The organism is Methylomarinum vadi (assembly GCF_000733935.1).
Taxonomy (GTDB): Bacteria; Pseudomonadota; Gammaproteobacteria; order Methylococcales; family Methylomonadaceae; genus Methylomarinum; species Methylomarinum vadi.
The window spans coordinates 3669064-3694194 of the sequence record NZ_JPON01000001.1; the positions used below are offsets into that span (position 1 = coordinate 3669064).

23 protein-coding genes, 1 tRNA gene and 2 pseudogenes are annotated in these 25131 nt (G+C 50.5%); 11 read left to right on the forward strand and 15 right to left on the reverse strand.

Translation table 11 applies throughout. The features are described 5' to 3' along the window. Positions 1–57: 57 nt before the first annotated feature. From EP25_RS0118350 to EP25_RS0118370, 5 genes are all read right to left on the reverse strand, one after another. Positions 58–903 (reverse strand): peptidoglycan DD-metalloendopeptidase family protein, encoded by an 846-nt coding sequence (locus EP25_RS0118350; protein ID WP_152555680.1) that lies wholly within the window; start codon positions 901–903, stop codon positions 58–60. Then, positions 893–2254 carry an exodeoxyribonuclease VII large subunit gene (xseA, locus tag EP25_RS0118355; protein WP_031435217.1) on the reverse strand — a complete coding sequence of 454 codons (1362 nt, stop codon included), beginning with the start codon at positions 2252–2254 and terminating at the stop codon, positions 893–895. Before xseA ends, EP25_RS0118350 begins: the two co-directional genes overlap by 11 nt. A gap of 36 nt (positions 2255–2290) precedes the next feature. Further along, positions 2291–2704 (reverse strand): DUF6691 family protein, encoded by a 414-nt coding sequence (locus EP25_RS0118360; RefSeq protein ID WP_031435218.1) that lies wholly within the window; start codon positions 2702–2704, stop codon positions 2291–2293. Continuing rightward, a complete protein-coding gene (locus EP25_RS0118365) occupies positions 2701–3129 on the reverse strand; it encodes a YeeE/YedE family protein (protein ID WP_031435219.1) in 429 nt (142 codons plus the stop codon). The genes EP25_RS0118360 and EP25_RS0118365 overlap by 4 nt, the downstream gene beginning before the upstream one ends. Positions 3130–3248: 119 nt before the next feature. Next, positions 3249–3617 carry a hypothetical protein gene (locus EP25_RS0118370; RefSeq protein ID WP_036300756.1) on the reverse strand — a complete coding sequence of 123 codons (369 nt, stop codon included), beginning with the start codon at positions 3615–3617 and terminating at the stop codon, positions 3249–3251. Positions 3618–4202: 585 nt separating this feature from the next. Here EP25_RS0118370 and EP25_RS0118380 point away from each other — a divergent pair. Then, positions 4203–6686, forward strand: a complete 2484-nt coding sequence (locus EP25_RS0118380; protein ID WP_031435222.1) for a glycogen/starch/alpha-glucan phosphorylase — start codon at positions 4203–4205, stop codon at positions 6684–6686. Between the two features lie 188 nt (positions 6687–6874). Here EP25_RS0118380 and EP25_RS0118390 read toward each other — a convergent pair whose 3' ends face one another. The 5 genes from EP25_RS0118390 to EP25_RS0118410 all read right to left on the reverse strand — a co-directional run bounded on the left by EP25_RS0118390 (position 6875) and on the right by EP25_RS0118410 (position 10443). Beyond that, positions 6875–7639: a cytochrome b/b6 domain-containing protein gene (locus EP25_RS0118390; RefSeq protein ID WP_031435223.1), complete on the reverse strand. Its 765-nt coding sequence runs from the start codon at positions 7637–7639 to the stop codon at positions 6875–6877. Between the two features lie 240 nt (positions 7640–7879). Then, positions 7880–8374 (reverse strand): aminoacyl-tRNA deacylase, encoded by a 495-nt coding sequence (locus EP25_RS0118395; RefSeq protein ID WP_031435224.1) that lies wholly within the window; start codon positions 8372–8374, stop codon positions 7880–7882. Positions 8375–8446: 72 nt separating this feature from the next. After that, complete coding sequence (locus tag EP25_RS0118400; protein WP_031435225.1) at positions 8447–9061, reverse strand: DUF2238 domain-containing protein; 615 nt, start codon at positions 9059–9061, stop codon at positions 8447–8449. Positions 9062–9142: 81 nt separating this feature from the next. Then, a complete protein-coding gene (locus tag EP25_RS0118405; protein WP_031435226.1) occupies positions 9143–9793 on the reverse strand; it encodes a class I SAM-dependent methyltransferase in 651 nt (216 codons plus the stop codon). After that, positions 9772–10443 carry an alpha/beta hydrolase family protein gene (locus tag EP25_RS0118410; RefSeq protein ID WP_031435227.1) on the reverse strand — a complete coding sequence of 224 codons (672 nt, stop codon included), beginning with the start codon at positions 10441–10443 and terminating at the stop codon, positions 9772–9774. Before EP25_RS0118410 ends, EP25_RS0118405 begins: the two co-directional genes overlap by 22 nt. Before the next feature lie 57 nt (positions 10444–10500). On the opposite strand from EP25_RS0118410, the gene EP25_RS0118415 reads away from it, so the two are divergent. Then, positions 10501–10577 (forward strand) — tRNA-Asp (locus EP25_RS0118415). Between the two features lie 15 nt (positions 10578–10592). Here the strand turns inward: EP25_RS0118415 and EP25_RS0118420 are convergent. Continuing rightward, positions 10593–11357 (reverse strand): Nif3-like dinuclear metal center hexameric protein, encoded by a 765-nt coding sequence (locus EP25_RS0118420; protein WP_031435228.1) that lies wholly within the window; start codon positions 11355–11357, stop codon positions 10593–10595. Continuing rightward, positions 11354–11854: an NUDIX hydrolase gene (locus EP25_RS0118425; RefSeq protein WP_031435229.1), complete on the reverse strand. Its 501-nt coding sequence runs from the start codon at positions 11852–11854 to the stop codon at positions 11354–11356. The genes EP25_RS0118420 and EP25_RS0118425 overlap by 4 nt, the downstream gene beginning before the upstream one ends. 67 nt (positions 11855–11921) lie before the next feature. On the opposite strand from EP25_RS0118425, the gene EP25_RS0118430 reads away from it, so the two are divergent. Both EP25_RS0118430 and EP25_RS0118435 read left to right on the forward strand, forming a co-directional pair. Beyond that, complete coding sequence (locus tag EP25_RS0118430; RefSeq protein WP_031435230.1) at positions 11922–12530, forward strand: TetR/AcrR family transcriptional regulator; 609 nt, start codon at positions 11922–11924, stop codon at positions 12528–12530. 17 nt (positions 12531–12547) lie between these two features. Beyond that, entirely contained in the window at positions 12548–13864 is a 1317-nt protein-coding gene (locus tag EP25_RS0118435) for an MFS transporter (protein ID WP_031435231.1), read from the forward strand. A gap of 200 nt (positions 13865–14064) precedes the next feature. Here the strand turns inward: EP25_RS0118435 and lplT are convergent, their stop codons facing one another. The 3 genes and pseudogenes from lplT to EP25_RS22165 form a co-directional block, all read right to left on the reverse strand. Beyond that, positions 14065–15246 (reverse strand): lysophospholipid transporter LplT, encoded by a 1182-nt coding sequence (gene lplT, locus EP25_RS0118440; RefSeq protein WP_031435232.1) that lies wholly within the window; start codon positions 15244–15246, stop codon positions 14065–14067. Between the two features lie 42 nt (positions 15247–15288). Next, positions 15289–16080 (reverse strand): NYN domain-containing protein, encoded by a 792-nt coding sequence (locus EP25_RS0118445; RefSeq protein ID WP_031435233.1) that lies wholly within the window; start codon positions 16078–16080, stop codon positions 15289–15291. An 18-nt stretch (positions 16081–16098) separates the two neighbouring features. After that, positions 16099–18256, reverse strand: a pseudogene (locus tag EP25_RS22165) (AMP-binding protein). Between the two features lie 778 nt (positions 18257–19034). On the opposite strand from EP25_RS22165, the gene EP25_RS0118455 reads away from it, so the two are divergent. From EP25_RS0118455 to EP25_RS24265, 7 genes and pseudogenes are all read left to right on the forward strand, one after another. Further along, positions 19035–19949 carry a sulfotransferase family protein gene (locus EP25_RS0118455; protein WP_200875054.1) on the forward strand — a complete coding sequence of 305 codons (915 nt, stop codon included), beginning with the start codon at positions 19035–19037 and terminating at the stop codon, positions 19947–19949. Between the two features lie 298 nt (positions 19950–20247). After that, positions 20248–20412 (forward strand): annotated as a pseudogene (locus tag EP25_RS23060) (transposase DNA-binding-containing protein); the annotation flags it as partial. Between the two features lie 651 nt (positions 20413–21063). After that, positions 21064–21822: a capsular polysaccharide synthesis protein gene (locus EP25_RS0118465; RefSeq protein WP_031435235.1), complete on the forward strand. Its 759-nt coding sequence runs from the start codon at positions 21064–21066 to the stop codon at positions 21820–21822. 346 nt (positions 21823–22168) lie between these two features. Beyond that, the gene (locus EP25_RS0118470; RefSeq protein WP_031435236.1) at positions 22169–22924 is read left to right on the forward strand and encodes a class I SAM-dependent methyltransferase; all 756 of its coding nucleotides are present in this window, start codon (positions 22169–22171) and stop codon (positions 22922–22924) included. Between the two features lie 678 nt (positions 22925–23602). Then, positions 23603–24415 carry a glycosyltransferase family 2 protein gene (locus EP25_RS0118475; RefSeq protein WP_235185950.1) on the forward strand — a complete coding sequence of 271 codons (813 nt, stop codon included), beginning with the start codon at positions 23603–23605 and terminating at the stop codon, positions 24413–24415. Next, positions 24412–24750, forward strand: coding sequence for a DUF2304 domain-containing protein (locus EP25_RS24260; protein WP_051906872.1), 339 nt, complete (start codon positions 24412–24414; stop codon positions 24748–24750). The genes EP25_RS0118475 and EP25_RS24260 overlap by 4 nt, the downstream gene beginning before the upstream one ends. 55 nt (positions 24751–24805) lie before the next feature. Continuing rightward, positions 24806–25129 (forward strand): EamA family transporter, encoded by a 324-nt coding sequence (locus tag EP25_RS24265; RefSeq protein WP_407661377.1) that lies wholly within the window; start codon positions 24806–24808, stop codon positions 25127–25129. Positions 25130–25131: the final 2 nt, after the last annotated feature.

The window sequence follows — 25131 nt, forward strand, 5'->3', positions numbered from 1 at the left end:
AAGACCGGTTCTTAAATGTTGGGCCGGGCTTTGAGCCAATACTCGGCCGGTGTGCTTTTATTTCTTGTTTCTCGCATCCAGCCTGACGATATCTTGCGAGATGAATAATGCAGGATCGACCGGGGTATGGTTCAGATAGACGATCCAGTGTAGGTGCGGGCCGGTGACGCGGCCGGTTTCGCCGACCGTACCCAGTGGGTCGCCTTGTTTAACGACATCGCCGGGTTTGACAGTGATTTCGTTCATATGTAAGTACGCGCTGAGCAGGCCTTGACCGTGGTCGAGAAAAACGGTATTGCCGTTGAAATAATAATTGCCGGTATTGATTACCTTGCCGGAGGCCGGTGCGAGGATGGGCGTGCCGGTTGGCGCGGCGATGTCCAGACCGTTGTGCGGATTTTTCGGAATCTCGTTGAAGTAACGTTTCAAGCCGAACAGACTGCTCAAGCGGCCGTCCACCGGGGCGACGAAATCGGCATCGATCGGCCCTTCGCTCCATACCGCCTTGGCCTTGGTCATTTCGATCTTATCGGCTTCGATGCGTTTTAGGTCTGCTTCGGTGAAGCCGGTCACCATGCGTTTTTTGGTGATGGTCAAGTGCTGCGCCGGATATTCTTTGTCGGCGATGTTGAATTTGAGATTCCGTTCCTCGTTATTGCCGATAACCTGGAGGCTGTGTTGGCCCGGTTTCGCCGATAATGGCACACCGACTAGCGCCAGCCAGCTTTGCTCATCTTTAGTGACCAAGACGCGCTTACCGTCATAGAAAACCTTGGGGGCGTTCGTATGGCCTTCGCCCACGCCAATCTTGACGATGCCGCCGGGGACGGCCAGTTGCTCCGGCAATTTGCCCGCCCACGCAGCGATGGGGAGAAGTAATAGAAACAATATTTTATTCATCATGTTTGATCTCCTTGACTCGGCTGGTGAAGCGGCCATGGCTCAAGCGGGTTTCCAATACGGAATCCGAATTAAGCTGATGACTGGATTTGATGATTTCGCCGCTGCCGGAATCGGTGACGATCGCATAGCCGCGTTCCAGTGTCGCCAGCGGACTGACGGCATGCAGCGTTTGAGTAAGAGCGGTTTGCTGGCGCTTCAGTTGCTCCAACTTTCCCAACATGGCGCGTTGCAGCTGTTTTTCGAAATAATGTAATTTTTGCCGATGATAACCGATTTTATCGGCCGGATTGTGCCGATACAATGTCTGGGCTTTCGATTCCAGCCGCACTTTGTTTTGACTGATTCGAACTTGCATGGCCATGCGCAAGCGATTCTCCAGTTCATCCAGGCGTTGTGCGTTGCGTTGCAATTGTTGACCGGGATGTTGCAGTTGCAATGCGCGCTGCAGCCAATCCAGCGTTTGCCGCTGTTGCGTCAATTTTCGCCGGATCAATTGTTGCAGTTGTAGCTCGTAGGCGCGAAATGTGTTGATCCATTCTTGTTGATCTGGCACGGCGTGTTCCGCCGCGGCGGAGGGGGTGGGAGCGCGCAGGTCGGCGACGAAATCGGCGATGGTGAAATCGACTTCGTGACCGACGCCGGAAATGACCGGTATCTCGCTGGCCGCGATCGCCCGGGCGACGATCTCCTCGTTAAAAGCCCACAGGTCCTCCAGCGATCCGCCGCCGCGGGCGAGGATCAGCACGTCTATCTCTTGTCGTTGGTTCGCCGTTTCTAGCGCCCGGACGATTTCGTGCCTGGCGCTGTCGCCCTGGACCGCGACCGGGTAGAGAATGACCGGAACGGCCGGAAAGCGCCGTTTCAACACCGTCAAAATGTCATGAATCGCGGCGCCGGTGGACGACGTGATGAGACCGATCCGGGAGGGCAGGCTCGGAATGGCTTGTTTACGCGATGCCTCGAACAGTCCTTCCGCCAGCAATTTGTTCTTTAAACGTTCGAAAGCTTGCTGCAGGGCGCCGGAGCCGGCTTCTTCCATCGCCTCGACGATCAATTGATAATCGCCGCGCGGTTCGTACAGGCCGACCTGGGCCGTGACGACCACCTGTTTGCCGTTTTCGGGCCGAAAACGCACTCGGCGCAGGTTCATGCGGAACATCGCGCAACGCACCTGGGCATTGGCGTCCTTCAGCGTAAAGTAAATATGCCCGGACGATGGCGTGCTGAGGTTGGAAATTTCCCCTTCGACCCGTATCGTCGCGAAATATTCGGCCAGTAAGCGCTTGGTGGCGCGGTTCAGTTCGGTGACGCTGTAGATTTGTTCCCTGTCGGGCAGCGATGGCTCAAGCATAACTCATGAAAGATGGGGCGCTGCGCTTTAATCTGCCTATTTTTTAGCAAAAAAGCGTTCGGCGAAAAAACCGGCATAAATTCCCGCAACCATGACCAGGCCTTCCATCGAACCGAAGCCAAGGCTGGTCACTGCCGGTCCCGGACAATAACCGCTCATGCCCCAGCCGATGCCGAAGATGGCGGCGCCGGACAACAATGGCTTGTCGATCGCGGTTTTATGGGTGACGTGAAAGCCGTCTTCGAACACGGGCTGCCGCCGTTTTTGGATGAAGCGGAACGCTGGAAGCGCGACCGCCAGCGCCCCCATCATGACGAAGGCCAGACTCGGGTCCCAGTTGCCGCTGATGTCTAAAAAGGCGAGCACCTTGTTCGGATTCACCATTTGCGACAACGACAGGCCCAGGCCGAAAATAACCCCGCAAAGCAGGGCAATGATGATTTTACTCATGTCAGTGAAAATACGTGTCTGATCAAGAAAACAGTGATGAAGCCGGTCGCCATGAAGGTAAGCGTGGCATAAATCGAGCGTAGCGACAGGTTGGCGATGCCGCAGATGCCATGGCCGCTGGTGCAACCGCTGCCGAGGCGGGTGCCGACGCCGACCAGAAAACCGCCGATCGCCACCAACCCTAATGGATACTCTTGGCGGGGTGTGATGAAGCCGGGCGCGATCCACTGAAACAACAAGGCGCCGAGTACCAAACCGGCCAGGAATGCCGAACGCCAGCTGACTTCATGCTTGGGCGATTTGAAAACGCCGTTCATGATGCTGCTGATGCCGGCGATGCGGCCGTTGAAAAGTAAAAGAATAGCGGCGCTGAGGCCGATTAGCGAACCGCCCAACAGGGCGGAATAGGGTGTGAAATTTTCCAATGCTTAATCCCTCGGATAATGACTACTTAGTGCCATATTCTACTGAGGTTTTATTTTTAGTGCAGACTTTGTCGGAAGGAAAAAGTTGGATAGACAATGTGATTGACGGTTTCGCTAGTTCAGCCCTCAAGCCGGTTTTCGAATCTGTTTTTTTTCAAACCACGCCTGAACAAATAACCGATGACTGCGCCCCAAAACACAATAAACACATCATAAATCATCATTTGCAGATTGAAGTTATTGACATCGCGGATGAAATCTACCAGGTAATCTAAGGCCATCAGGATAAGGATGGTATATAAGGCTGTCTTGAATTTAAGCTGGTGCTTGTACCAAACCCAGGTGCCTAGCAGGAAAAAACCGGCGAAAAAGTGGATGGCATTGTGAATCAACATTTCAGTATTAAAAAAATTGATATGGAACGCGACCCCCATAAAGTAGAGCACGATGATTCCGGCGATGGTAACAATCGATAACAGAGCTTTCATGACTTCTGCTTCTAAATTAAAGTTGGAATAGAATAGCATAATTATGGCCGTAGGCGAGTTCTGACAATGATTCTATTGCCGAATTTTCGGCTTGAGAATTCGCGTTTTAGTCAATGTTTTTAGCTAAGACGACCGCCGATAGCGCAGAATCCGGCCCCGAAACCGCCGAGTCAGATAGTCGGTGTTTTCCATCAGAAAAGCCTCTGCCTCCGCATGGTAATCTGTCGCGTTAATATTGGCCGAACGATGGTTTAGCAACGGGCTTGCCAAGGGCAGCCCACTTCTAATAGGCGCTTGCCCGCGATGTCGTACATTAGATGGGCGAGTACTTCAAAATAAATAAACTTCCTCTTAAATAATTGACACGCCGTGCAGATGGTTCGAGTCAATTCGCTACCCAGTGCGAGCGCTATACAGAGATTGCCCAGGCTTGGCCAATGCAGTGCGTAAATCATGTAAGCCCAGATTAAAGCCGGGACCATGAATTGACTGAGAAGGAAGTAAGCAATGAGGCATTAATATTGCTTCGTGTAATGGTGACTGAACTTACTTAGTCGTTAAATTAATCACCGAGGTCGCAACTTTATGGCGCAGACAAACTTACAACTGACGACGGAAGAAGTGAAAAGGAGTTTTTTTCGCAACCTGGCCAATGTACAGGGGAAATTCCCGGCGCTGGCCAGTACATTCGACTATTACATGGCACTGTCCTATACCGTGCGCGATATGCTGATGGCGCGTTGGGTAGGAACGGCCTCCGAATATACCGAAAAACATTCCAGAACCGTTGCCTATCTGTCGGCCGAATTTTTGATGGGACCGCATCTGGCGCTGAATTTGTTGAACCTTGGCGTCACCGATGTAGTGCGCAAGGCGATGCTGGAACTGGGCCTGAACCTGGACGAGCTGTTGCTTGAGGAGCCGGAACCCGGTTTGGGGAATGGCGGCTTGGGCCGGTTGGCGGCCTGTTTCCTCGATTCCATGGCGGCCATGGAGATACCGTCGATCGGCTATGGCATACGCTACGAATTCGGTATTTTCGAACAGGTCATTATCGACGGCTGGCAGGTGGAGAAAACCGATAAATGGTTGCTGAAAGGCAATCCCTGGGAGATCGTTCGCCCCGAATGGGCCGTGGATATCAAGTTCGGCGGTTATACGGAAAGGCTGGAAAAGGAAAACGGAGAGTTCAGCGTGCGTTGGGTGCCCGGTTGGCAAGTCAAGGGCATTCCCTACGACACCCCGATCCTCGGCTATAAGAACAATACCGCCAATACTTTGCGCTTATGGCAGTCGGTGGCGCCGGAGTCGTTCAATTTCGGTCGTTTCAATGAGGGCGACTACTACGGAGCGGTGGAGGAAAAAGTCGCTTCGGAGAACCTGACCAAGGTGCTCTATCCTAACGATGGACCCTTGCAAGGAAAGCAATTGCGCTTGCAGCAACAGTATTTCTTCGTTTCCTGTTCCCTGCAGGACATGCTGCGGATCATGAAGGTGCAACGGGTAGGGCTGGAGCATTTTCATGAAAAATTCGCCGTGCAACTGAACGACACCCACCCGGCCATCGCCATTGCCGAATTGATGCGCTTGTTGCTGGACGAGCATGAAGTGCCTTGGGATATCGCCTGGCATGTCACGCAAAACACCTTCGGCTACACCAACCACACGCTGTTGCCGGAGGCCCTGGAATGCTGGCCTGTCGATTTATTTCAGAACTTGTTGCCGCGCTTGATGGAGATCATTTATGAGATCAACGACCGCTTTCTCGAACGGGTTCGGCCCCAATGTTTATACGATACCGAACAAGTGGCGCGTTTGTCCCTGATCGGCGAGTGGGGCGGACGCCAAGTGCGCATGGCCAATTTGGCTTGCGTCGGCAGCCATGCCATCAACGGCGTGGCGGCATTGCATACGGAGTTGCTGAAAAGCGATGTCTTGGCCGATTTTTACCGCTTCTGGCCGGAAAAATTCAGCAACAAGACCAACGGCGTTACGCCCAGGCGATGGCTGGCCTTGTGTAATCCACGGCTTAGCCGGTTGATCAGCGATGCGATAGGCGACGAGAGATGGATCGGCGATTTGAGCCAATTGAAACGGCTGGAGGACAAGGCGGACGACAGCAATTTCCTGGAAATCTGGCATGATGCCAAACGCCTCAACAAGCATGATTTCGCACTAAAATTGTACGAACGCACCATGGTGGGGGTCGATCCGGACTCGATTTTCGATGTGCAGGTCAAACGCATCCATGAATACAAGCGCCAGCATTTGAATATTTTGTACATTATCGCGCTGTATCAGCGCCTTAAATCGGACCCGCATTTCGACTATCACCCCCGCACCTTTATTTTCGCCGGGAAGGCGGCGCCGGGTTACCACCTGGCCAAGCTGATCATTAAATTGATCAATTCGGTCGCGCATGTGGTCAATCGAGATCCGGCAACCAAAGATTTTCTCAAGGTGGTGTTCTTGCCCAATTTCAACGTCAGTAACGGCCAATTGATCTACCCGGCCGCCGATCTTTCCGAGCAGATTTCGACGGCCGGCAAGGAAGCGTCCGGCACCGGCAATATGAAATTCGCGATGAACGGGGCGTTGACGATAGGCACGCTGGACGGCGCCAATATCGAAATTAGGGAAGAAGTGGGGGAGGAAAACTTCTTTTTATTCGGCAACACCGCCGAGCAGGTTCAGCGTTTAAAGGACTCTGGTTATACGCCGCGGGATTATTACCAAAACGATATCATTCTCAGGGAAGCGGTCGACCTGATTCGAAGCGGCTTCTTTTCCCACGGAGATGTGGGCTTGTTCCGCGATCTGACCGACAACTTGCTGTTCAGCGATCCTTTTATGGTGTTTGCCGATTTCAATGCCTATTACGCATGCCAGGTGGAGGTCGATCTCGCCTATCGGGACAGAATGCGCTGGAACAGGATGTCGCTGCTTAACACCGCCCGTTCCGGCAAGTTTTCGGCCGACCGGACCATCGCCGAATATTGCCGCGATATTTGGAAGGTCGAGCCGGTATCCATACATATGCCCCCGCTCGATACGTTCAAATTGCGTTGATAGGGTTAGTTTCGCAGCGGCGGAGCTCATAAGATAATCCTATTACGCTAGCGTATGTAGAGTCAGCCGTACAGCAGTTCTGGGTCGGCACTCAAAAACGCCACCGGATCGTTGAGAAATTGTCGATATTGATTCTGGTTCATGTGCTGATTTGTGTCGAGAGAAAGAACTGACTCTTCAGTTATGTATTAGGCTTCGTCGTCATCCCAATCGAGCGGCTTTTGGTGAAAAAACTTATTGCCGGTAAACATCGCCGAGACCAAGCCGCTCTTCTCCTTGATTTCCGTCACAACCACGCCAATGATATGGAGCAATATTGCCGCCGATAGCACATAAAAGGCGTAATTATGGATAGTGATAAACGGTTTTCTGAACGCCCGCATTTCTTGATAGGCAACAGGATCGACACCTTCTTTCGAACCCGGTTTCAATTCGGCTGCTAAGCCGCGATCCTCGCCGGCAACCCATTCGGCCATTTCTTGGCCGAAGGGAGGAAAATAAAGGTCCGTGCCGGCCAGGATCAGGCCGGTCGACGCCTGCGCGATTAGCAATAAAAACAGCAGCGTCGCCATCATTCTTGCCACGGGGTTGTGGCCCGCATAATGAACGGGGCGTCCGGTTTTAAGGGCCTTTAGATAGGAAATTAACGAATTGAGGTAACCCTTGCCGAATGGGAAAATGGCCGGCCAACGGCAAAAACGGCCGCCAATAAAGCCCCAGGCGATACGCCATGTCAGGTTGGCGGCAAACACATAGCCGAAATAAACATGGATGGTTTTCAACAGTATTTTGCCGTCGGCGCTGACGCCAAAACTTTTGTTGTTCATTATAACCAAGCCGACACCGATCAAGCCGATGACGCAGATAACGTTCAGCCAGTGAAACAAGCGGACCGAACGGTCCCAGACCCGGTATGAATAGACAGGGCCGTGATTGTCGCTTGCGTGATTCATATTGAACTCCTTCTTAACGGTGTGCCGTGGCAAGTAAGCCTGTGTTCGATGTCTTCGGCCGGTTTCAAACATGGTATCTCTCTAATAATAGCGCACGAGTGGAAATCGAGAGGCTGTCGATTAATAGGCCGGCATCATTTTGGCGCAAAGATTCGTGCGATGTTTCTATTCCCTTCGCACTTCAAATTTCGGCATTTATCCAAGGGAGTACAGGAATGATGAGTACATTTACCCCGCTTCCTACAACTTCACGAAATGCCCGGTTTCTGCGTCCGCCAGAACTTTTCTTAAATCGGTGCCGGCCACGTCGAGCGCGTAACCCAGCACGCCGCTGCCGATAACGACCTTGCCATGGTCAAAAACAGTTTCGTCCACCAGCACGCGAACGGCCTCGGGCAGGGCGATGGGAGGCACGGCGCCGATCGGATAGCCGGTCGCTTGCAACACTTCGTCGGCTTGCGCCATGGTCAAGCGGCGTTCGTCCAGCTGTTTGCGCAGCACGCCCCAATCGGCCCGGCCGCCGCCGGCCACGGCCAATAGCGCGAACTGACCGGAACCGCAACGGAATAACAGACTGCGGACGATTTGGCCGGGATCGCGGTCCAGGCCGGCCATTAGTTGTTCGAGCGAACGCACCGGCTTTCGCTCGGGGTCCAGAGGGATCTCGATCAGTCCGTACTCGATAGCATGCGCATCGAGAAGACGGGTGACGGGGGAATTCAATTGTTCTGTCATGACTGGCTCCTATGAATGAGTTACAAGGGTGCGTTACCTGCAGTATCTTCCAAACGTGTGTGGATATGCCTTTTATTTGGGCATGGCGGCAAAGGGTTTGAAGCGTTGCAGTTGTGAATCATGGATTCGTCCCAGCAACAGCAGGGCCGTTATGGCGCCTGTCAACGCGAAAGCCATGTCGGCCTGGGTGTCCCAAATATAACCCTGGGTTCCGAGAAATGCCTCCGCCGAGATGCCGATGGCGATGGCGGCGCCCCATTCGATCAATTCATACAGCGCGCTAACGGCAAGGCAAATGCAAACGATGAAGAAGTTGCGCCAAGCCGGGGATCTGACCACGGCCTTACGGATTAGAATTTCCCGGGCAATGATGGCCGGAACGAAGCCTTGCAGGAAATGGCCGAGTTTGTCGTAATTATTTCTTTCGAACCCCAACAGCATTTTTAACTGATCGAAGACAGGCACTTCGGCGTAAGTGTAGTGGCCGCCCACCATCAATACGATGCAGTGCAATAGAATCAAGCCATAGAGCAGGCGCGTTAACGGAAATGAGCGATAGGTGGCGATCAAGATTAAAAAACCGATCACGGCGGGGGCCACTTCCATGCTCCAGGTCAGATAGTCCTTGGGCTGCACGGCCGACCAGGCGAACACGAGCAAAAATGTGGTGATCCAGGTTTTTTTCATGGCAGATTATCCCGCAGATCGAGAGAAGTCTTTACATTTCGCGAAAGCCGGTTGCGGCGGCATGGCATACAACGATTCATCTCACGAAGTTTGAAAAATTACCACGTCGCGCTGCAAGAACTTGATCTTGCAGCCGTATTTTTCAGCCAGCCAGCGAAAGGTGGGGATGGAGAAGAAACTGATATGGGTCGGATCGTTTTTGTAATGCCAACGGGCGAAAGCTTCCGCGTCGATGACCAATTTGGTCATGACGCCGAGATAGCCTTGGGGGTGCAATAATGAAAAAAGACGCTCGAATTCATCATGCGGATTGCGGAAGTGCTCGACGACCTCGGTCGCGGTGATAAAGTCGTAGCGTTGTTTCAATACTTTCTGATCATCGGCATACAGCGGATCGAACATCTGCATGGCGAAACCCCGTTCTTTAAACAGGGCCGCCAGGGCAGGGCCCGGACCGCAACCGTAATCCAGGCCCGTCGCATTGGGCGGTAAGCGGTGGCTAAGGGGAATTGCCAGGCGTGACAAGAATTGCCGATAACCCGGATCGGCGGGATCGTTTTCATGCAAATCGTAAATCGCTTTCTCTTCGTCGACCGATAAATGCTGCTCGGCCGCCACGAAGACCAATTGGCAATCGAGACAACGGCGATAGTTCCGCCGCTTATCGCGATGGAATGGAGGCGTTTGCGAACCGCGGCAAAGCGGACAGGTTATTGGTGACGCTTGATCCATTCGACCGATTTTTCGACCAATTCCTGGCGAATCGAGGCGTCGCTCCGGTTTAGGCGTTTCAGCATCTTGAAGGAATGGTCGCCCCCTTCGATGACATTCAATTCCGGTTGCGTGGGTAAGTTGTCGAGAATCGGTCTAAACACGTCCAGTTCGCACAGTGAATCGCGGCTGCCTTGAAAAAATACCATCGGCGAATGGACCGAATTCAGGTCTTCGCTGCGGGGCTTGTGCGTTTTGCCGGGGGCATGCAGCGGATAACTGTAAAGTATGATACCGGCGAAGCCGTCCATTTTGGCGGCCAGCAAGGTTGCGTAACGCCCTCCCATGCTCTTGCCCGATAAAAAGATCTTTTCCCTGGGGAAGCCGGTTTGAGCCATTACTGCATCGATCACCGCCAACCAAGTGTCTTCCAGCACCGAGGGCGTATTGGGAGCTGCCCTGCCTTGTTCCAGATAAGGAAAATTGAATTTCACCGTCATGATGTTGTATTCGGCGATGCCTTCGTGCAGGTGGCTGATGAAATCGGAATGCATATCCTTGCCGGCCCCCGGCGCGATCAGCAAAATAGAGTCGAACTGTTCCGGAATTAACCAGATCGAGGTGACGTAGGCTTTCGGGTTAACGGTAATTTTATGCGTTTCTGTTTTCATGAATAAAAATATGCTTGACCAGGGATAAAAGTGCTTTATAATACTCGCTTCACTAACGGAGCGGTAGTTCAGTTGGTTAGAATACCGGCCTGTCACGCCGGGGGTCGCGGGTTCGAGTCCCGTCCGCTCCGCCATTGATTTCTAACCTTTCAGGCAGGATTGTCACTGCCGATATAAAAACAGTCAACATCCAGTTGCTGTTGCGTCCTTTCCAATAATGCCTTAATGCCGAACTGTTCGGTCGCATGGTGACCTCCCGCCAGCATGTGCACGCCGTGTTCCTGGCTATCGTGCCAGTCGTGTTCGCTGATTTCTCCGGTAATGTAAGCATCCAGCCTTTGTTGATAAGCGCTTTTCCATTCGCCGTTGGCGCCGCCGGTAATAATACCCAAGCTCGTAATCGTCTGATACTTGTCGGGGGAAGCAAGTATGACCGGATGGTGCAGAACCTGTTCCAGCCTTTCCGCCAAAGTGGCCGCCGAGACCGGTGTTTTCAGCTGTCCCTTGATGCCGGTTGGGGAACCCTTGTAATCGCCGAATGGTTGCTGTTCGATGCAATCGAGTAATCGGCCGAGGGTCGCCGCATTGCCTACTTCGGGATGACCGTCCAAGGGCAAATGATAGGCGAACAAGTTGACGTCGTGTTTCACCAGCGGCCGCACGCGTCGGGCGAATGCGCCTGTCAGCGGCTTCGCGCCATGAAAGGACCAAAACAGGCCGTGGTGAACGACCAAGGCATCGGCTTGTTGCGCTATTGCCCGCTCAATCGAGTCGCGGGTGGCGGACACGGCGAAGGCGATTTTGCCGATCCGTTCCCGGCCTTCAATTTGCAGGCCATTGGGGCCGTAGTCGCTGTAGGAATGCGGTTGCAATAGGTCGTTGTAGAAATCCTGTAATCGATGTCTGGAAATCATAGTCGTTGATAGTGTCGCCAGATGGTTTTAAAGGTATCGGTCAGTGTGCTGTCGTCTACATCGACTCGGTGGTTGATTTCATCCGGCGAGAACCAGCTACCTGCGTCGATTTCCTCCGGGGCCAATACGAACGGACCGTTATGGAGGCAGCGGTAAACCTGGACGAACTCCATGCCGAGTTGCGGCGTCGCCTCCAGTTTGAACAGCGGCGTCAGCGTTTCCGCCACGTCGACGCCGAGTTCCTCTTGCGCTTCCCTCAGCGCGCACGGGCCATAGTCTTCTCCAAGATCGACATGGCCTGCAACCGAAGTATCCCACAAACCTTTGTTCAAATCTTTCAGCATGGAGCGTTTTTGCAGAAACAATAGGCCGTCGTCGTTAAATACAAGAACATGGACGGCGCGATGGCGTAACCCTTGAGCGTGTATTTCGGTACGAGGGCGGCGGTCGATGATGCGGTCGTTTTGATCGACAACCGAAAGTAATTCATTGTGCATTTGTTCTCGATTCCAAGCCTCAGGTCGTGTAAGGTAGCGTTTTTTAGGATTGTAGCAAAACAGGACAATGGCAAGAAGAAGTCAACACAGCATGGAAGAAATCAAAGAAATGGTGTTAAAGGCGGCCGAAGACATTGTCGAGGAAGACGGTTTTCCGGCGCTTAAGGTCAGAAAAATCGCCATGGAGATTGGCTATACCGTTGGCAGCATTTACATGGTTTTCGACAACATGGCGGATTTGATCCGGCATGTTAAAGGACGCACGCTGGACGATCTGACCAGGGAACTGGATCAAGTGGCGGATGGCGACAACATCGAACAGTGCATTTTGGATCTGGCCAAGGCTTATTTATCGTACGCCAAGCGGAATTATAATCGCTGGACCATGATATTCGAGCAGTGCCAGCAGGAGAATGGCGACATTCCGGACTGGTACAAGGAAAAAGTGAATCGAATGTTCGAGCGCATCGAGAACCTTTTTTGCCAACTGGAGCCGCAACAACCCCGAGAACAGTCCAGCTTAGCGGCGCGCACCTTGTGGAGCGGCGTACATGGCGTTTGCATGCTGTCGCTGGCGGGAAAATTGGACATGGTCGGGGTCAGCGACATCGAGCAGGTGGTCACGATGCTGGTGAAAAATTTTCTCGCCGGTTGGACCGGAAACGCGCGGCAATAACTCGTTCAGGCATGTCGATGACCCGCGCAAAACAACACAATACCTGGCCGCCGGCCGGGCGCCGGGAACTGCTGGCCTGGGCCTTATACGATTTCGCCAACTCGGGCTATACCACCGTAATATTGACCACTATATACAGCGCCTATTTTGTCGGCGTGATCGCCGCGCCGTTGGATCAGCAGAATGCGGGCATGGCGACTTTGCTATGGTCGCTGGCGGTGGGCCTGGCCAATTTTACCGTCATGCTCGCCGGCCCGGTGATCGGGGCGATGGCCGACCATCGGGCCAGTAAGAAAACATTTTTACTGATCTCCAGTATCGGTTGCGTTCTGGCGACCGGATTGCTGGCGCTGGTCGGTCCTGGGGATGTTTGGCTGGCAATGTTGTTGGTGACGCTGTCTGCCATTATGTTCGCCGGCGGCGAGAACCTGATTGCCGCCTTCCTGCCGGAATTGGTGCCCAAGGAAAACATGGGTCGAATGTCCGGATATGGTTGGAGCGTCGGTTATTTCGGCGGGTTGCTGACGCTTGGTTGCTGCCTCTGGTTTATCGGTTGGGGTAGGCAGCAGGGCTGGCCCGATAGCGAAATCATTCCCTTCACGCTATTGATTACCGCGGCGATCTTTGCTCTGACCGCGCTGCCGACCTTTATCTGGCTGCGCGAGAGGGCCGTGTCGCAACCCAAGACGGCGGGCATATCCTATGTTCGCATCGGTTTTCAGCGCTTGGCCCATACCTTTCGACATGCCTTGCATTTTCGCGATTTATTCCGCTTCCTGTTGACGCTGGCCGTCTACCAGTCCGGCGTCAGCACCGTCGTCGTGCTGGCGGCCATCTATGCGCAAGAAGTCATGGGCTTTGGTCGCGAGGAATTGATTATCCTCATCATGGTGGTCAATGTCACCGCAGCGGTGGGGGCCTTCATCTGCGGCCATCTGCAGGACCGGTTCGGTTCGGTGCCGACATTGGCTATTACCTTGGTACTTTGGATTATCGCCATCGTGACGGCCTTCTTCGCCAATGAATCCAGCCAGATGTGGCTGGCCGGCAATATCATCGGCGTGGCGATGGGCGCCAGCCAGGCGGTCGGCAGGGCGTTGGTCAGCCAGTTCACGCCGCCCGACCGTTCCGGCGAGTTTCTCGGCTTGTGGGGACTGGTCAACCGGTTATCGGCGATCGTCGGTCCGGTCAGTTACGGGCTGGTCAATTACCTGACTGCGGGAGACCAGCGCATGGCCTTGCTGTCGACCTTGATGTTTTTCGTTGTCGGCCTGTTGTTGCTGGCGCGGGTCGATGAGAAACGGGGCAAGGCGGCCGCTTTGCAGGCGGATTGACGTAAAACGACGGCGATTATGACGCGAAAAGTTGTAGATAACTTGTAGCCTGGATGCAGCGCAGCGGAATCCGGGATATTCGCGTCCCCGATGCCTCATATTTCGAAAAGCTTCATGCGGGCCACGATTGACCGGCAAGGTAGGGCAGAACGCAGTGAAATCCATCATTGGTCTCAGCAATATCCCCGCTTGTTGATGGATCAATTCTCCCTATGCAAGCGATAAGGTTCGCTATTATCCGGCAAATGCCACGAGACCAGAAAAGTGGCGATGATGACCAGGATGCCAAGGGTTAATAGCGCCAATACAGGGTCGGCATGGCGAGACGAGGCGTAGGTATAGGAGCCGACCGCGATCAACATGGTCAGGTTCTGAAAGAAACCTTGCAAGGCGACGGCGCCGCCGCTGCCGATACTGTGTTGACCCAGATCCTGCAAGGCGGCATTGATTGGGACGATGAACATGCCGCCGGCCATGCCGATCAGGAACAGGGCCAATCGTGCCGGCCATAGGGCATCGGTGAAGCTCAAGCCGATGATGAACAAGCCCATCAAATAGGCGGGTAGGCGGGCGCGGCGCAGGCGGTCCAACGGAATCAAACGCGGCACCAACGCGGAGCCGACGATGATGCCGATGGCCAGAAACAAGGTCAGTTCGGCGATTTCGCTGGCGTTTTTGCTCATCAATACCAGCGGGGCCCAGGCGATGATGATGACGCGTATGGTTGCCGCCGCAGCCCAGAATAACGAAGCGCCGAGCATCGAAAATCGCGAGCGGGGCGTATCGAAGAACCGGCCGATCTGACGGAAAAAACGCAGTAGCGTCGAGCCGGGTGGCTTGCTCAGGCTGACGCGGACCGGCAACAATAATGTCACCAATGCCGAAATCAGAAACAAGGCGATCGTGCCGCACAGCGCCCAAGTGATCGAGTGATCGGCGACTTTGGCGCCCACTACCATGCCCAACAGAATGGCCAAGATCGTCGAGCCTTCGATCCAGCTGTTAGCCTTGACCAGTAAGTCGTGTCCGGCCAGTTCCGGCAGGATGCCGTATTTGGCCGGGCTGTAAATGGCCGCGCCGGCGCCGACCAGGCAATAGGCCAACAGCGGTTCGACATCGATCAGCAGTAAACCTGCGCCGGAAGCCTTGATAAGGTTGGCTACGATCAACACCCGCGATTTGGCATGATGGTCGGCGAATCCGCCCACCCACGGGGCTAGCAGCACGAACGCGACCAGAAACACGCTTTGCAATGCCGGCACGTACCAGGAGGGCAGCTGCGTGGACTGCATCACCAGGGCGATCACGGTAAACAGGATGGCGTTATCGGCGAAGGCCGATAAAAACTGCGCGATCAGCAACGGGTAGATATGTTTGGTCATGTGGTTAGGCCTAAGAGACGGTTTGTCGGCGAGTATGGCGGATTATTTGCCATGCTTCTTTTTGTCTCGATAATAGAGCTTGATGTGATTCGAGTCCGGCATTTTTTCTTTTTTCAGATCGAACAGCTTGGTCGTTTCGATCAGGGTGGAAAGTTTGGCGTAACCGTAGTTTCTCGAGTCGAAATCCGGAAATTGACGTTTGATCAAACTGCCGCAGACGCCAAGCTCCGCCCAGCCGTCGTCTTCCGAGCATTCTTCGGCGGCGTTGCGCAAGGCGTTGATCAACTTTGCGTCCTGACACAGTTGTTGCCGGCTGTAGGGTCTCGGCTGTTCGGAACTGTCCTGGTCGGGCTGTGGCGTCGTCGTGGACGGTTTATCTTCTTCGCCGCTGCTCAAACTCTTCAATACATCGATATAAAGAAAATCGTCGCAGGCATTGCGGAAGGCGATGGGCGTTTTTCGTTCGCCGACGCCGTAGACATGGATTTGCGATTCCTTCAAGCGGGTGGCCAGTTTGGTGAAATCACTGTCGCTGGAAATCAGCGCGAAGGCGTTGAATTTGTTGGAATACAATAAATCCATCGCATCGATGATCATGGCCGCGTCCGAGGAATTCTTGCCTTGGGTGTAGGAAAACTGTTGTATGGGCTGTATCGCCAGCTCGTTCAGCGTATTTTTCCAGTTTTTTAGGCCGGAGGAAGCCCAGTCGCCGTAGGCCCGCTTGACGATGACATAGCCGTATTTGGCCAATTCGGTCATGATGGCTTCCAGTGCCGATAACTGGGTGTTTTCGGCGTCGATCAGCACAGCCAGTTTTTTCTCGGTATGAAGCATGGCGTTGACCTCCGTAGGTTATTTCAACTTTTCCGCCGCCAATTCCGTCGCCGCCTGGTAATCGGTTTTGCCGGTCGCTAGTACCGGCACCGAATCGACGACGAAAATTTTCCGCGGCAGGTTGATCGTCGCGACGCCTTCAGCGGCCGCGGCCAGTTGTTTGACGCTCGCGTCTTTTTGCGTGGTCAACAAAATCAGCTGTTCGCCTTTTTTCGGGTCGGGCAGAGCGACAACGGCGTGATGCGTCTCCGGCCATGCCTTGGCGGCCAGTTGCTCGACCGCGGTCAAAGACACCATTTCGCCGCTGATTTTGGCAAAGCGTTTGCTGCGACCCTTGATCGTAATGAAACCGTCTTCGTCGACCTCGACGATGTCACCTGTGTCGTACCAGCCTTTGCCGTAGATCGATTCCGGCGGTACTAGCTTGCCGGGATTAGCCGGCAGCAGATAGCCTTTCATGATGTTGGGACCGGCGACATGCAATTTGCCGCCATGCTCGATTCCGGGTACCGGTTCTAGCTTGTGCAGCATGTCCGGCATGAAACGACCGACCGTCCCGACCTTGTAGTCCATCGGCGTGTTGACCGACGTGACCGGCGCGGTTTCGGTGGCGCCGTAGCCTTCCAGGATGCGAATACCGAATTTGTCCATCCATAACTGGCGCGTAGTCTCCTGCAGTTTCTCCGCGCCGGCAACGACATAGCGCATGTTGTAGAAGTCATAAGCATGGGCTTTTTTCGCATAAGCGGCGAAAAAGGTGTTGGTGCCGAACATGATGGTGGCGCCGATTTCATAGGCGATTTCCGGTATGACGCTGTAATGCAGCGGCGACGGATAGAAGAATGTGGTCATGCCGTTCAACACCGGCAGCATCGTGCCGACAGTGAAGCCGAAGGAATGGAACATCGGCAGAAAGTTCAAGACCACGTCCTGGGAATTGAAATTGATGCGTGCCTTCAACTGTTTGTGATTGCTAAGGATATTGGCATGCGATAGCACCACGCCTTTCGGTTCGCCTTCCGAGCCGGAGGTAAACAACACCACGGCGGCGCTGTCCGGACTGAAGCGGTGGTGTTTGTACCAAAAATCGGCGGTTTTGCTCTGCAGGGCCGCTTTCAGTTTGTCGGTAACCGACAGCGATTGCGCCAGGTCTTCCAGATAGACCAGCTCTACCTGTTGCGCCAGGGCATCTGCGTCGTCGCTTAGTTTGGCCATTTCGACGAAGCGGCGCGAAGTCAGCACCGTCTTGATTTCGGCGGTGCGGCAGGCCGAGGCCATGCCGGCGACGCCGGTGGAAAAGTTCAACATGGCAGGGACACGGCCGTGCAATTGCAGACCCAGCACGACGTTCAGGGTTTTAGTCGAATTGGGCAGTAAGACGCCGACATGCTCGTCCTGGACGGTGATTTTCTCCAGCAGGTTGCCGATCGCGATCGTGCGGGCGATCAGCGTGTCGTAAGATAACGGCTTGCGCTCCAGGTCCTCGGCGACCGTCTGTTTACCGCCATATATCGTACGCGCCTCCAGCAGGGCCGCGAAAATGGTTTGATGGTAATGGCTGGTCGCGAACATCATGTCGGTCATGATGTCGGCCAGGATATGGCCGCTGTGTTTGCGCCGCGATTTGCCGGTCAAGCCTTCGTCGGAATGGATCAGAGTGGGCGGCAGAATCTGTAGCGTGATTTTCGGGAACAGGCGCAAACGGACGATATTGCGCAGCTTGGAAAAATGCGTGTATTGGGCGCCGTCGATGCGTACCGGCAGAATGGTCGCGCCCGATTTGTCGGCCACCATGCCGGTGCCGTCGTAGATTTTCATCAGTGATCCGGTTACGGTGATGCGTCCTTCCGGAAAGATGACGGTTTTGGTTTCATGCTGCAGATGATGAATCAGCGCTTTCAGCGACAGAGGATGGGTCGGGTCCATCGGGAACACATGGGACAGCCCCAGGAAAGGGCGTAGCCACCAGCGTTGGGAAATTTGGGTGTTGATCGCGAAAGTGATCTTATCCGGCAAAAAAAACGCCTAACAGTAGCGGGTCCAAAAAGGACGTATGGTTGGAAATAATCAGCACCCGTTTGCCGGCCTTGGCGTAATTCTCCAGGCCGTTGACCTCGACCTTATAAATCAGCGTCAGCAGCCAATGTAAAAACTTCTTTATTAAATTAAAAAGCATAATATGTCATCCTCCGGATGACATCATAGCAGATAGTGGATGATTGGTTGTGGGGCACTAAATAAAAATTAAATGACATTGGTCGATGAGATAAGAGAAAAGTGGAAGATAAATCAACATTTAGATATTTCAGAGGGATAGAAGAAGACGGGGTTGCTACTAGCGAATAGACAAATATCAAAAATGATAGAAATTGCATATGATAATGGGTACACAGACCCGAACGGTCGTTTTGGCAGAGTGGACGGTCAATTTTGTTGTAAATACTTAAGTGCTGTCGGTTTTACTGGTTCAAGTGAGTGATTAAGATTTCACTGTCGCAATAGCGAGAAATAGCGACAGTGATACGGCGAATTGTCGTGATCAATCCAAAGCAGAGCACACTCACTAAAATTCTTCCGTGTGAAGGCGCTTTATGGACTATATATTTAGAATTGGAAATGCATCCCAGAATCACCATGCTACTGAGCCGTGCTGAATTAGGTGAAGTCAAATAGAAGCGTATAAGCGGGTACCATCAACGGAGTCTAGCGAAAACTGTCATGTTTCGTGTCCAAGGATTATTCAGTGATAAATTCAGGGCCGTAACCATGTAAGCAAAAAAACGAGACTTATTTGTGCGTAAAGACGACGAATAGAGTAACAGTTTTTGAAATACATGAAAATTACTTAATCTTATTAAAACGAAAGGTGAAAGATAAGGAAAGTTTATCTCCGACTATTTATATCCATCAAATTCATGCCATTGTCATGTAAAAGTTATAGTCTCAACGTAGTTATGAAAAAAATGAATGAATTATCAGAAAAAATAGTAAAAACATTAAAGTACTACCGAAAAATGTTGGCTATAGATTTCCGTTCAATTTTGTATTCAATTAATAAAAAAAGGTTAGAAAAACCAATATTTATAATTGGATGCAGTCGTGCTGGAACAACTTTAGTTTATAAAACCTTTTCTGAATCTAGTTGTTTAGGAACATTACAAAAGGAGACTCATGATTTTTGGGCTCAGTTACATCCATTGTCAGAAAGAAACTGGGACTCGCATTCTATCGATCGAACGTTAGCTAGTGAAAAGGACAGGGATATCGTAACGCACTATTTTTATACCCAAACGGGTAAAAAACGCATTGTCGATAAGAATAATCAAAATGGTCTGTCTGTTCCATATTTGTATAAATTATTTCCAGATGCCCATTTTGTCTTTATTAAACGAAATCCCGGAGATAACATCGATTCTCTAATCAAAGGATGGAATAAGGCAGGTGAATTTGGAACATGGGCAGATAATTTACCGGAAACAATTGCGATCGATAACGGGAAATACAGACGTTGGTGTTTCTTTTTAGCAGAAGGTTGGCGCCAGTTGACTAAGGCGAATATTGAAGAGGTCTGTGCTTTTCAATACAAGGCAATCAACGAAGCGATACTATCGGCAAAGAAAACCATACCGACTGAACAATGGCACGAAGTCAGTTACGAAATGCTGATTGCTAACCCGATTGACGAATTCAAAAAGCTGTTCGAAGGCTGTTGCGTACCTTTCGACAACGCAATAGAAGAACATTGCCGAACTATTTTGGATAAACCATACAATACTTTCTCTGAAATCGGCGTCGAAAAATGGAAGAAAAGCGTAAACCGGGAAAAAATAGAGCGGATATTGCCTTTGGTTGCCGGCATGAACCAATAGATTTTTGAGGCGAAATTGGTAATTAATTTTGTAGAGATCTTTAACTGAATACCTTTATACACAAAGCGTCATTCCGGCAGGGATTGCTGGAATCGAGGCTATAGGGACGTGTTGAGCGTGCCGTCCCAGGTGCGGTACTTGCCTCCCGGTAGATATGACGATATTTGTATATGAAGGAATGCTTTAAGTCATCCCGTTATACACAAGTCACTAAAAACGGTATGATCTAAATTTTTTGCATGAGGAGCTGTAAATCACCATGGGATGAGCAAAGGAAGACTAATCACTTGGAGATCAACATTTGAATGCGCGTTCAATCAAGCTGCTGAAGCAGTCTGCCGCGAAGCCGACGGCCTTTATTACTATGCCTTGTGGCGGCTGGACGAAAACGATAGCGGCTTATCGCTTCTTTGCTCAAGAAGAGATCGATTGGCGCGATATTCTGCAGCCGCATATAGACTGACCGTTCACGAGGATGCGTGCGTAACCGGTAGAGTTGTGTTTTCTGCTGACTAATTACATTAAATTGAAACTCGACGCTACTGGAGTACCGAAGAACTGTCTTCACTCTCCACGGTTTCTAAGTGGAACGGACTGCGGAGTATTGGCTTGGTTGAGAGAGCGTGTTTGCAAGATGACAAGAAGGCGGTGGAAATCCGATTTTTTATCGACTCAATTGCCTAGGACGCAAAATGCTTTGCTCAAGCGGTTCGAGGCCTCTGGGGCGTGGAAAATCCATTGCATTGGCGACTGGATGTCGTTTTTGGGGATGACTCTAGTCAAATTCGCAAAGACAATGGACCCGCCATCATGATGTGTATCCACCAGTTATGCCTCAATCTGTTTGAAAACAAACCGTCTTCTTTTGAGTATGGATAAAAAGACGAAAGGCGGCCTGGAATGATGACTACCGTGCCAAGGCTCTGTTTTCTTGGCAATTTATATGCGGTGGACCTGATGCGGCGATTCAGTCTAGGCCGAAAACAATTTTTTTGACGTATAATTAAGCTTCTATTGGCTCAAACATTCTTGAAGTGAAATCCTCACTGCGTTTTCATCGTGCTTATCAGAATCTTGAGCGGTATTCTCTATAACGAGTTCTAGAGGCGGATAAATGAAAAATATTTGGATGTATTGGGAAAGCATTGGAAACAACGCGATGCCTGACCATATTAAGTTATGCATCAGAACGATAGAAAACAATAAAGGTGTTTCAAATTTATATTTGCTTAATCCTAATAATATCGGCGAATTTCTTCCTGACTTACGCCCGGAATGGTTTCAATTAAAAAAGGCTGCCCACAAAGCAGATTACATTAGAACCCGTCTTGTTCACAAATATGGTGGTATGTGGCTGGATTGTGACATGGCCGCATTGAATAGTTTGGATCCTCTTTTTGACTTACCGGACGAGTACGATTACGCATGTCAAAACATTGGAACAAGCATTGGTTGCTTTGTGGCCCGGCCGGGTTGCAGGTTGTTGGATACGATTATTTCAGCCCAAGATGACATCATTTCGGAAAATTTATCGGGATTCAGCTGGAACGGAATAGGAAATGAATTGTTAAAAAAATTTGGTCAGGAATACCCACATCTGCGATGGTCAAAATGTTATTTAGATGAAATCGATGGCGGTAAGGTATCAAAGCTAATGTCACGAAAAGAACAATTTAGTGACAACATCTCAGACGAAACGATTATTTTTCATTTTTGCAACGAAGCTTCAGGTTATTTTTTAAGAAAATTAAATGAAAATGCATTGTTAAGCTCAGATCGTTTAGTGTCAAAAATATTTCGAAAGGCGTTAAAAATTGAGAAAGAGCCTAGTAAGTTGACTCAACTTCTAACCAAGTTGAATCTATTAAAATGAAACCTGATTTGACGTCTAAAGCGGTTGGGCAGATCATAAGGCTCGCTTGAAACATTCAATCTCATTGCCGACATAGCTTATTCTAAAAAGTAGATATCTCGGAAATGGAGAGTTTTTTCGGACTATGAGCGTAATCATATTGTAGCGGATCAAGTGAATACCCATAAGTCGAAAGCACCGATTTGAAGTGGTCTAGAAAAATTGTGATGAACGTTAGTACTACTCCTGGCAATCAAACTAGACTATCATAAGTTTTGAAAATTGCGGCGTATTGCTTCCCTATGGCGGTGCTGACTATCAGGGCAGAGCAGTGGGCTGAATTAGTATTCATGCAGGGAGAATTATATTGAATAAATTCGTTCGAAATTTCGTGCCGTATCGATTCTGGCCTAGCACGCTGCTGCGGCGTTGGATCGAACGCAAAGATAACCGCAAGGTGCTCTCCGGTCCGTTCAAAGGTATGAAATACGTCAGTGCTGCGGTGGGGAGTTCTTACGAACCTAAGCTGTTAGGAACTTACGAACTGGAATTACACGACCATATTTTCAAATTAATCTCTCTGAATCCAAGGATGATTGTCGATGTGGGCGCGGCGGAAGGTTATTATGCGATCGGAATGGCAATAAAATGCATGAACAGTCAAGTTATAGCATTCGAAGCCAATCCTTCAGGACGGCAGCTGTTGACCGATATGGCTAAACTGAATGGAGTTCAGGAACAGGTCGAAATTAGAAGTTTATGCGATGTCACAGCATTGCAAGACGTGTTTTTGCAACATTCTGACGCTTCAGTTTTGATCATGGACGTCGAGGGGGCGGAAAAGCAGTTATTGGATCCAACTTTGGTTCCTCAATTGTTTCGTTCCCATATCCTCGTCGAAATTCACGATTACCTTGACGACGAACTCGGCGATGCTATCGCTGATCGCTTTGCAAGCTCTCACGAAATTGAGAAAATTTCTATCGAATCCAGATTTGTGGAAAGTTACCCATTTTTTATTCCTTTCCTCCTGAAAGTTCTCTTTAAAAACGTATTTTTGGACGCGATTTGCGAATATCGACATCCCAACAGCCGTTGGTTTTATCTCACACCTCGCCGATAGAGTTGCGATCAACGGAGCTGATCTACAATATCGCTGATCCGCTGCCTGGTATGTTTTCATAGATCTGGAGAGGCCAATCGGTGCATGCCGATTAAGTCGGAATTTCCTGAAATCTATGGTTGCGAGGACATTATCGATTTCTCATAACGGATAATGTTGCGCAACTGAAAAAATAAATATCCTGTGGATTTTTTCAGCGTCTTAAGGTTTCCCGGAACAGTAAAGAGTAAGCGTCCAACCCTCCCATCTTTTTTTTGCGAGTACAAAACCGTTCATGCTTGTTATTTTTTGGCGAGGATGAACAATGGCGTAATCGAAACGGTGGCTCGACCATATTGAAGCTTGGCAACAGAGTAGCGGTGGACGCTTACGATCGATCACCTGGTAGATCTGTTTGATGGCCGATGCCACCAGCCAGACAGACTTTGCCCTTAGGCGACCTAAGCCGTCACCTTAAGAGATAAAGAATTAGCTGTTATGGTTGGTTTAGATAACGCATTTCTGTTAATTTTAGTCTATCCTGTGACACATATAGTCGGGCCGGATTGATTCTGAATTCATGGAATATGATTACTGAACTGAGTAACAACGCTTCTTGTAGTTTCTCTCGAATGGCAATTAGTTGTCGAATCGTCGGGTGTTCTGCATCTGTTCTTGTGGTTCGGATTCTAATCTTCCGTGACTGCCCTGATCTCACGTAGCAACCGCGAACCTGTGCTGCTCGCTCGAAAGCATCGGTCAGTAATTGTTAGAAATTTTGTGTTGGAGGAATTGAAAATGGAGCACCAAGCGTTGCCGAATTCCGATGGAAGACTTGATGACAACTTATATGTCGTCGTGCGCGTATATAACGAAGCGCCCGTAGTAAGAGACGTCGTTGTTGAACTTCTGTCGACATTCATCAATGTCATCGTTGTTGATGACGGTTCGACCGATGGAACGCTGAGGCAATTGCAGGGACTTCCTATACATTTATTGCAGCACTCGGTTAATTTAGGCGCTGGAGCGGCGATGCAAACCGGTATTGAATATGCCTTACGCCAAGAGGCGAAGGCAGTTATTATTTTTGATGCTGACGGACAGCATAGGGTAGAAGATGCATCAGGTATGTACGGAAAATTTAAGAAACAGGGCTGCGACGTCGTCATAGGCTCCCGGTTTTTAGGTACAACGACAAATATGCCTTGGACGCGTAAACTTATTTTGAAGTTAGCTATTATTTTTTCAAACCTTACGACAAGGACAAAATTAACCGATACCCATAATGGGTTGCGTTTGTTTAGTCGCAAAGCTGCAAGTGTTTTGAATATCACACAAACCGGTATGGCGTATGCTTCGGAAATGCTGCATCAATTGGTTGACCAGGGCATGGAAATAAACGAATATCCGGTTACGATCAATTATACCGACTACTCGCTGAGTAAAGGTCAATCCTCATTAAATGCACTCAATATACTCATCGACCTTTTTATAGGGAGATTCATGAAATGACATTTAAGTTAGTGTTGGTTTTTTTGCTCGGATTATTTTTTACCTACGTCCTATTGTTGCCAAAAAAAGTTCTTCTTAGGAAAAGCTTTATATTAGCTTTTATTTCATTAATGATTGTCTTTTCTTTTAATCCGGATTGGTCGACGAAGATTGCCAATTATTTTGGTGTCGTCAGAGGGGCCGATTTTCTTTTTTATCTGTCTCATTTGGTTTTGTTTTTTATAGCATTTGTTTACTATCTCAAGTTCAAAGAAATGGAACAAAGATTTGCTCGCCTGGTCAGACACTTGGCGATATCCGAGGCTAAATGTCCGGAAGACCATGATATTTCTTAATATTTAATATTCGAATCATATGAAATTACTACTAATTATGGCTAGCTACCTCAGTATGCTGTTAGCCGGTCAGGTTTTATGGAAGAAGGGTCTCCAAGCTTTGCCGAGCGTCTTTAACGGCTCGTTGTTGCAGACCTGCTTTGATCTCGTTGGATCATTATATATCTGGTCGGGTATCGCAATATATGGGTTAGCAACATTCTTGTGGTTGTACTTACTCTCCAAATACGAGTTAAGTTACATTTATCCGTTTTCCAGTTTGTCGTTTATCCTCGCTATTGTTGTTTCCATTTTTGTGTTGGGTGAAAGCGTTCCCTGGAATCGATGGGTTGGAGTTTCCGTGATTATAGCCGGCGTCTACTTGGTTTCGATGAAGTGAGA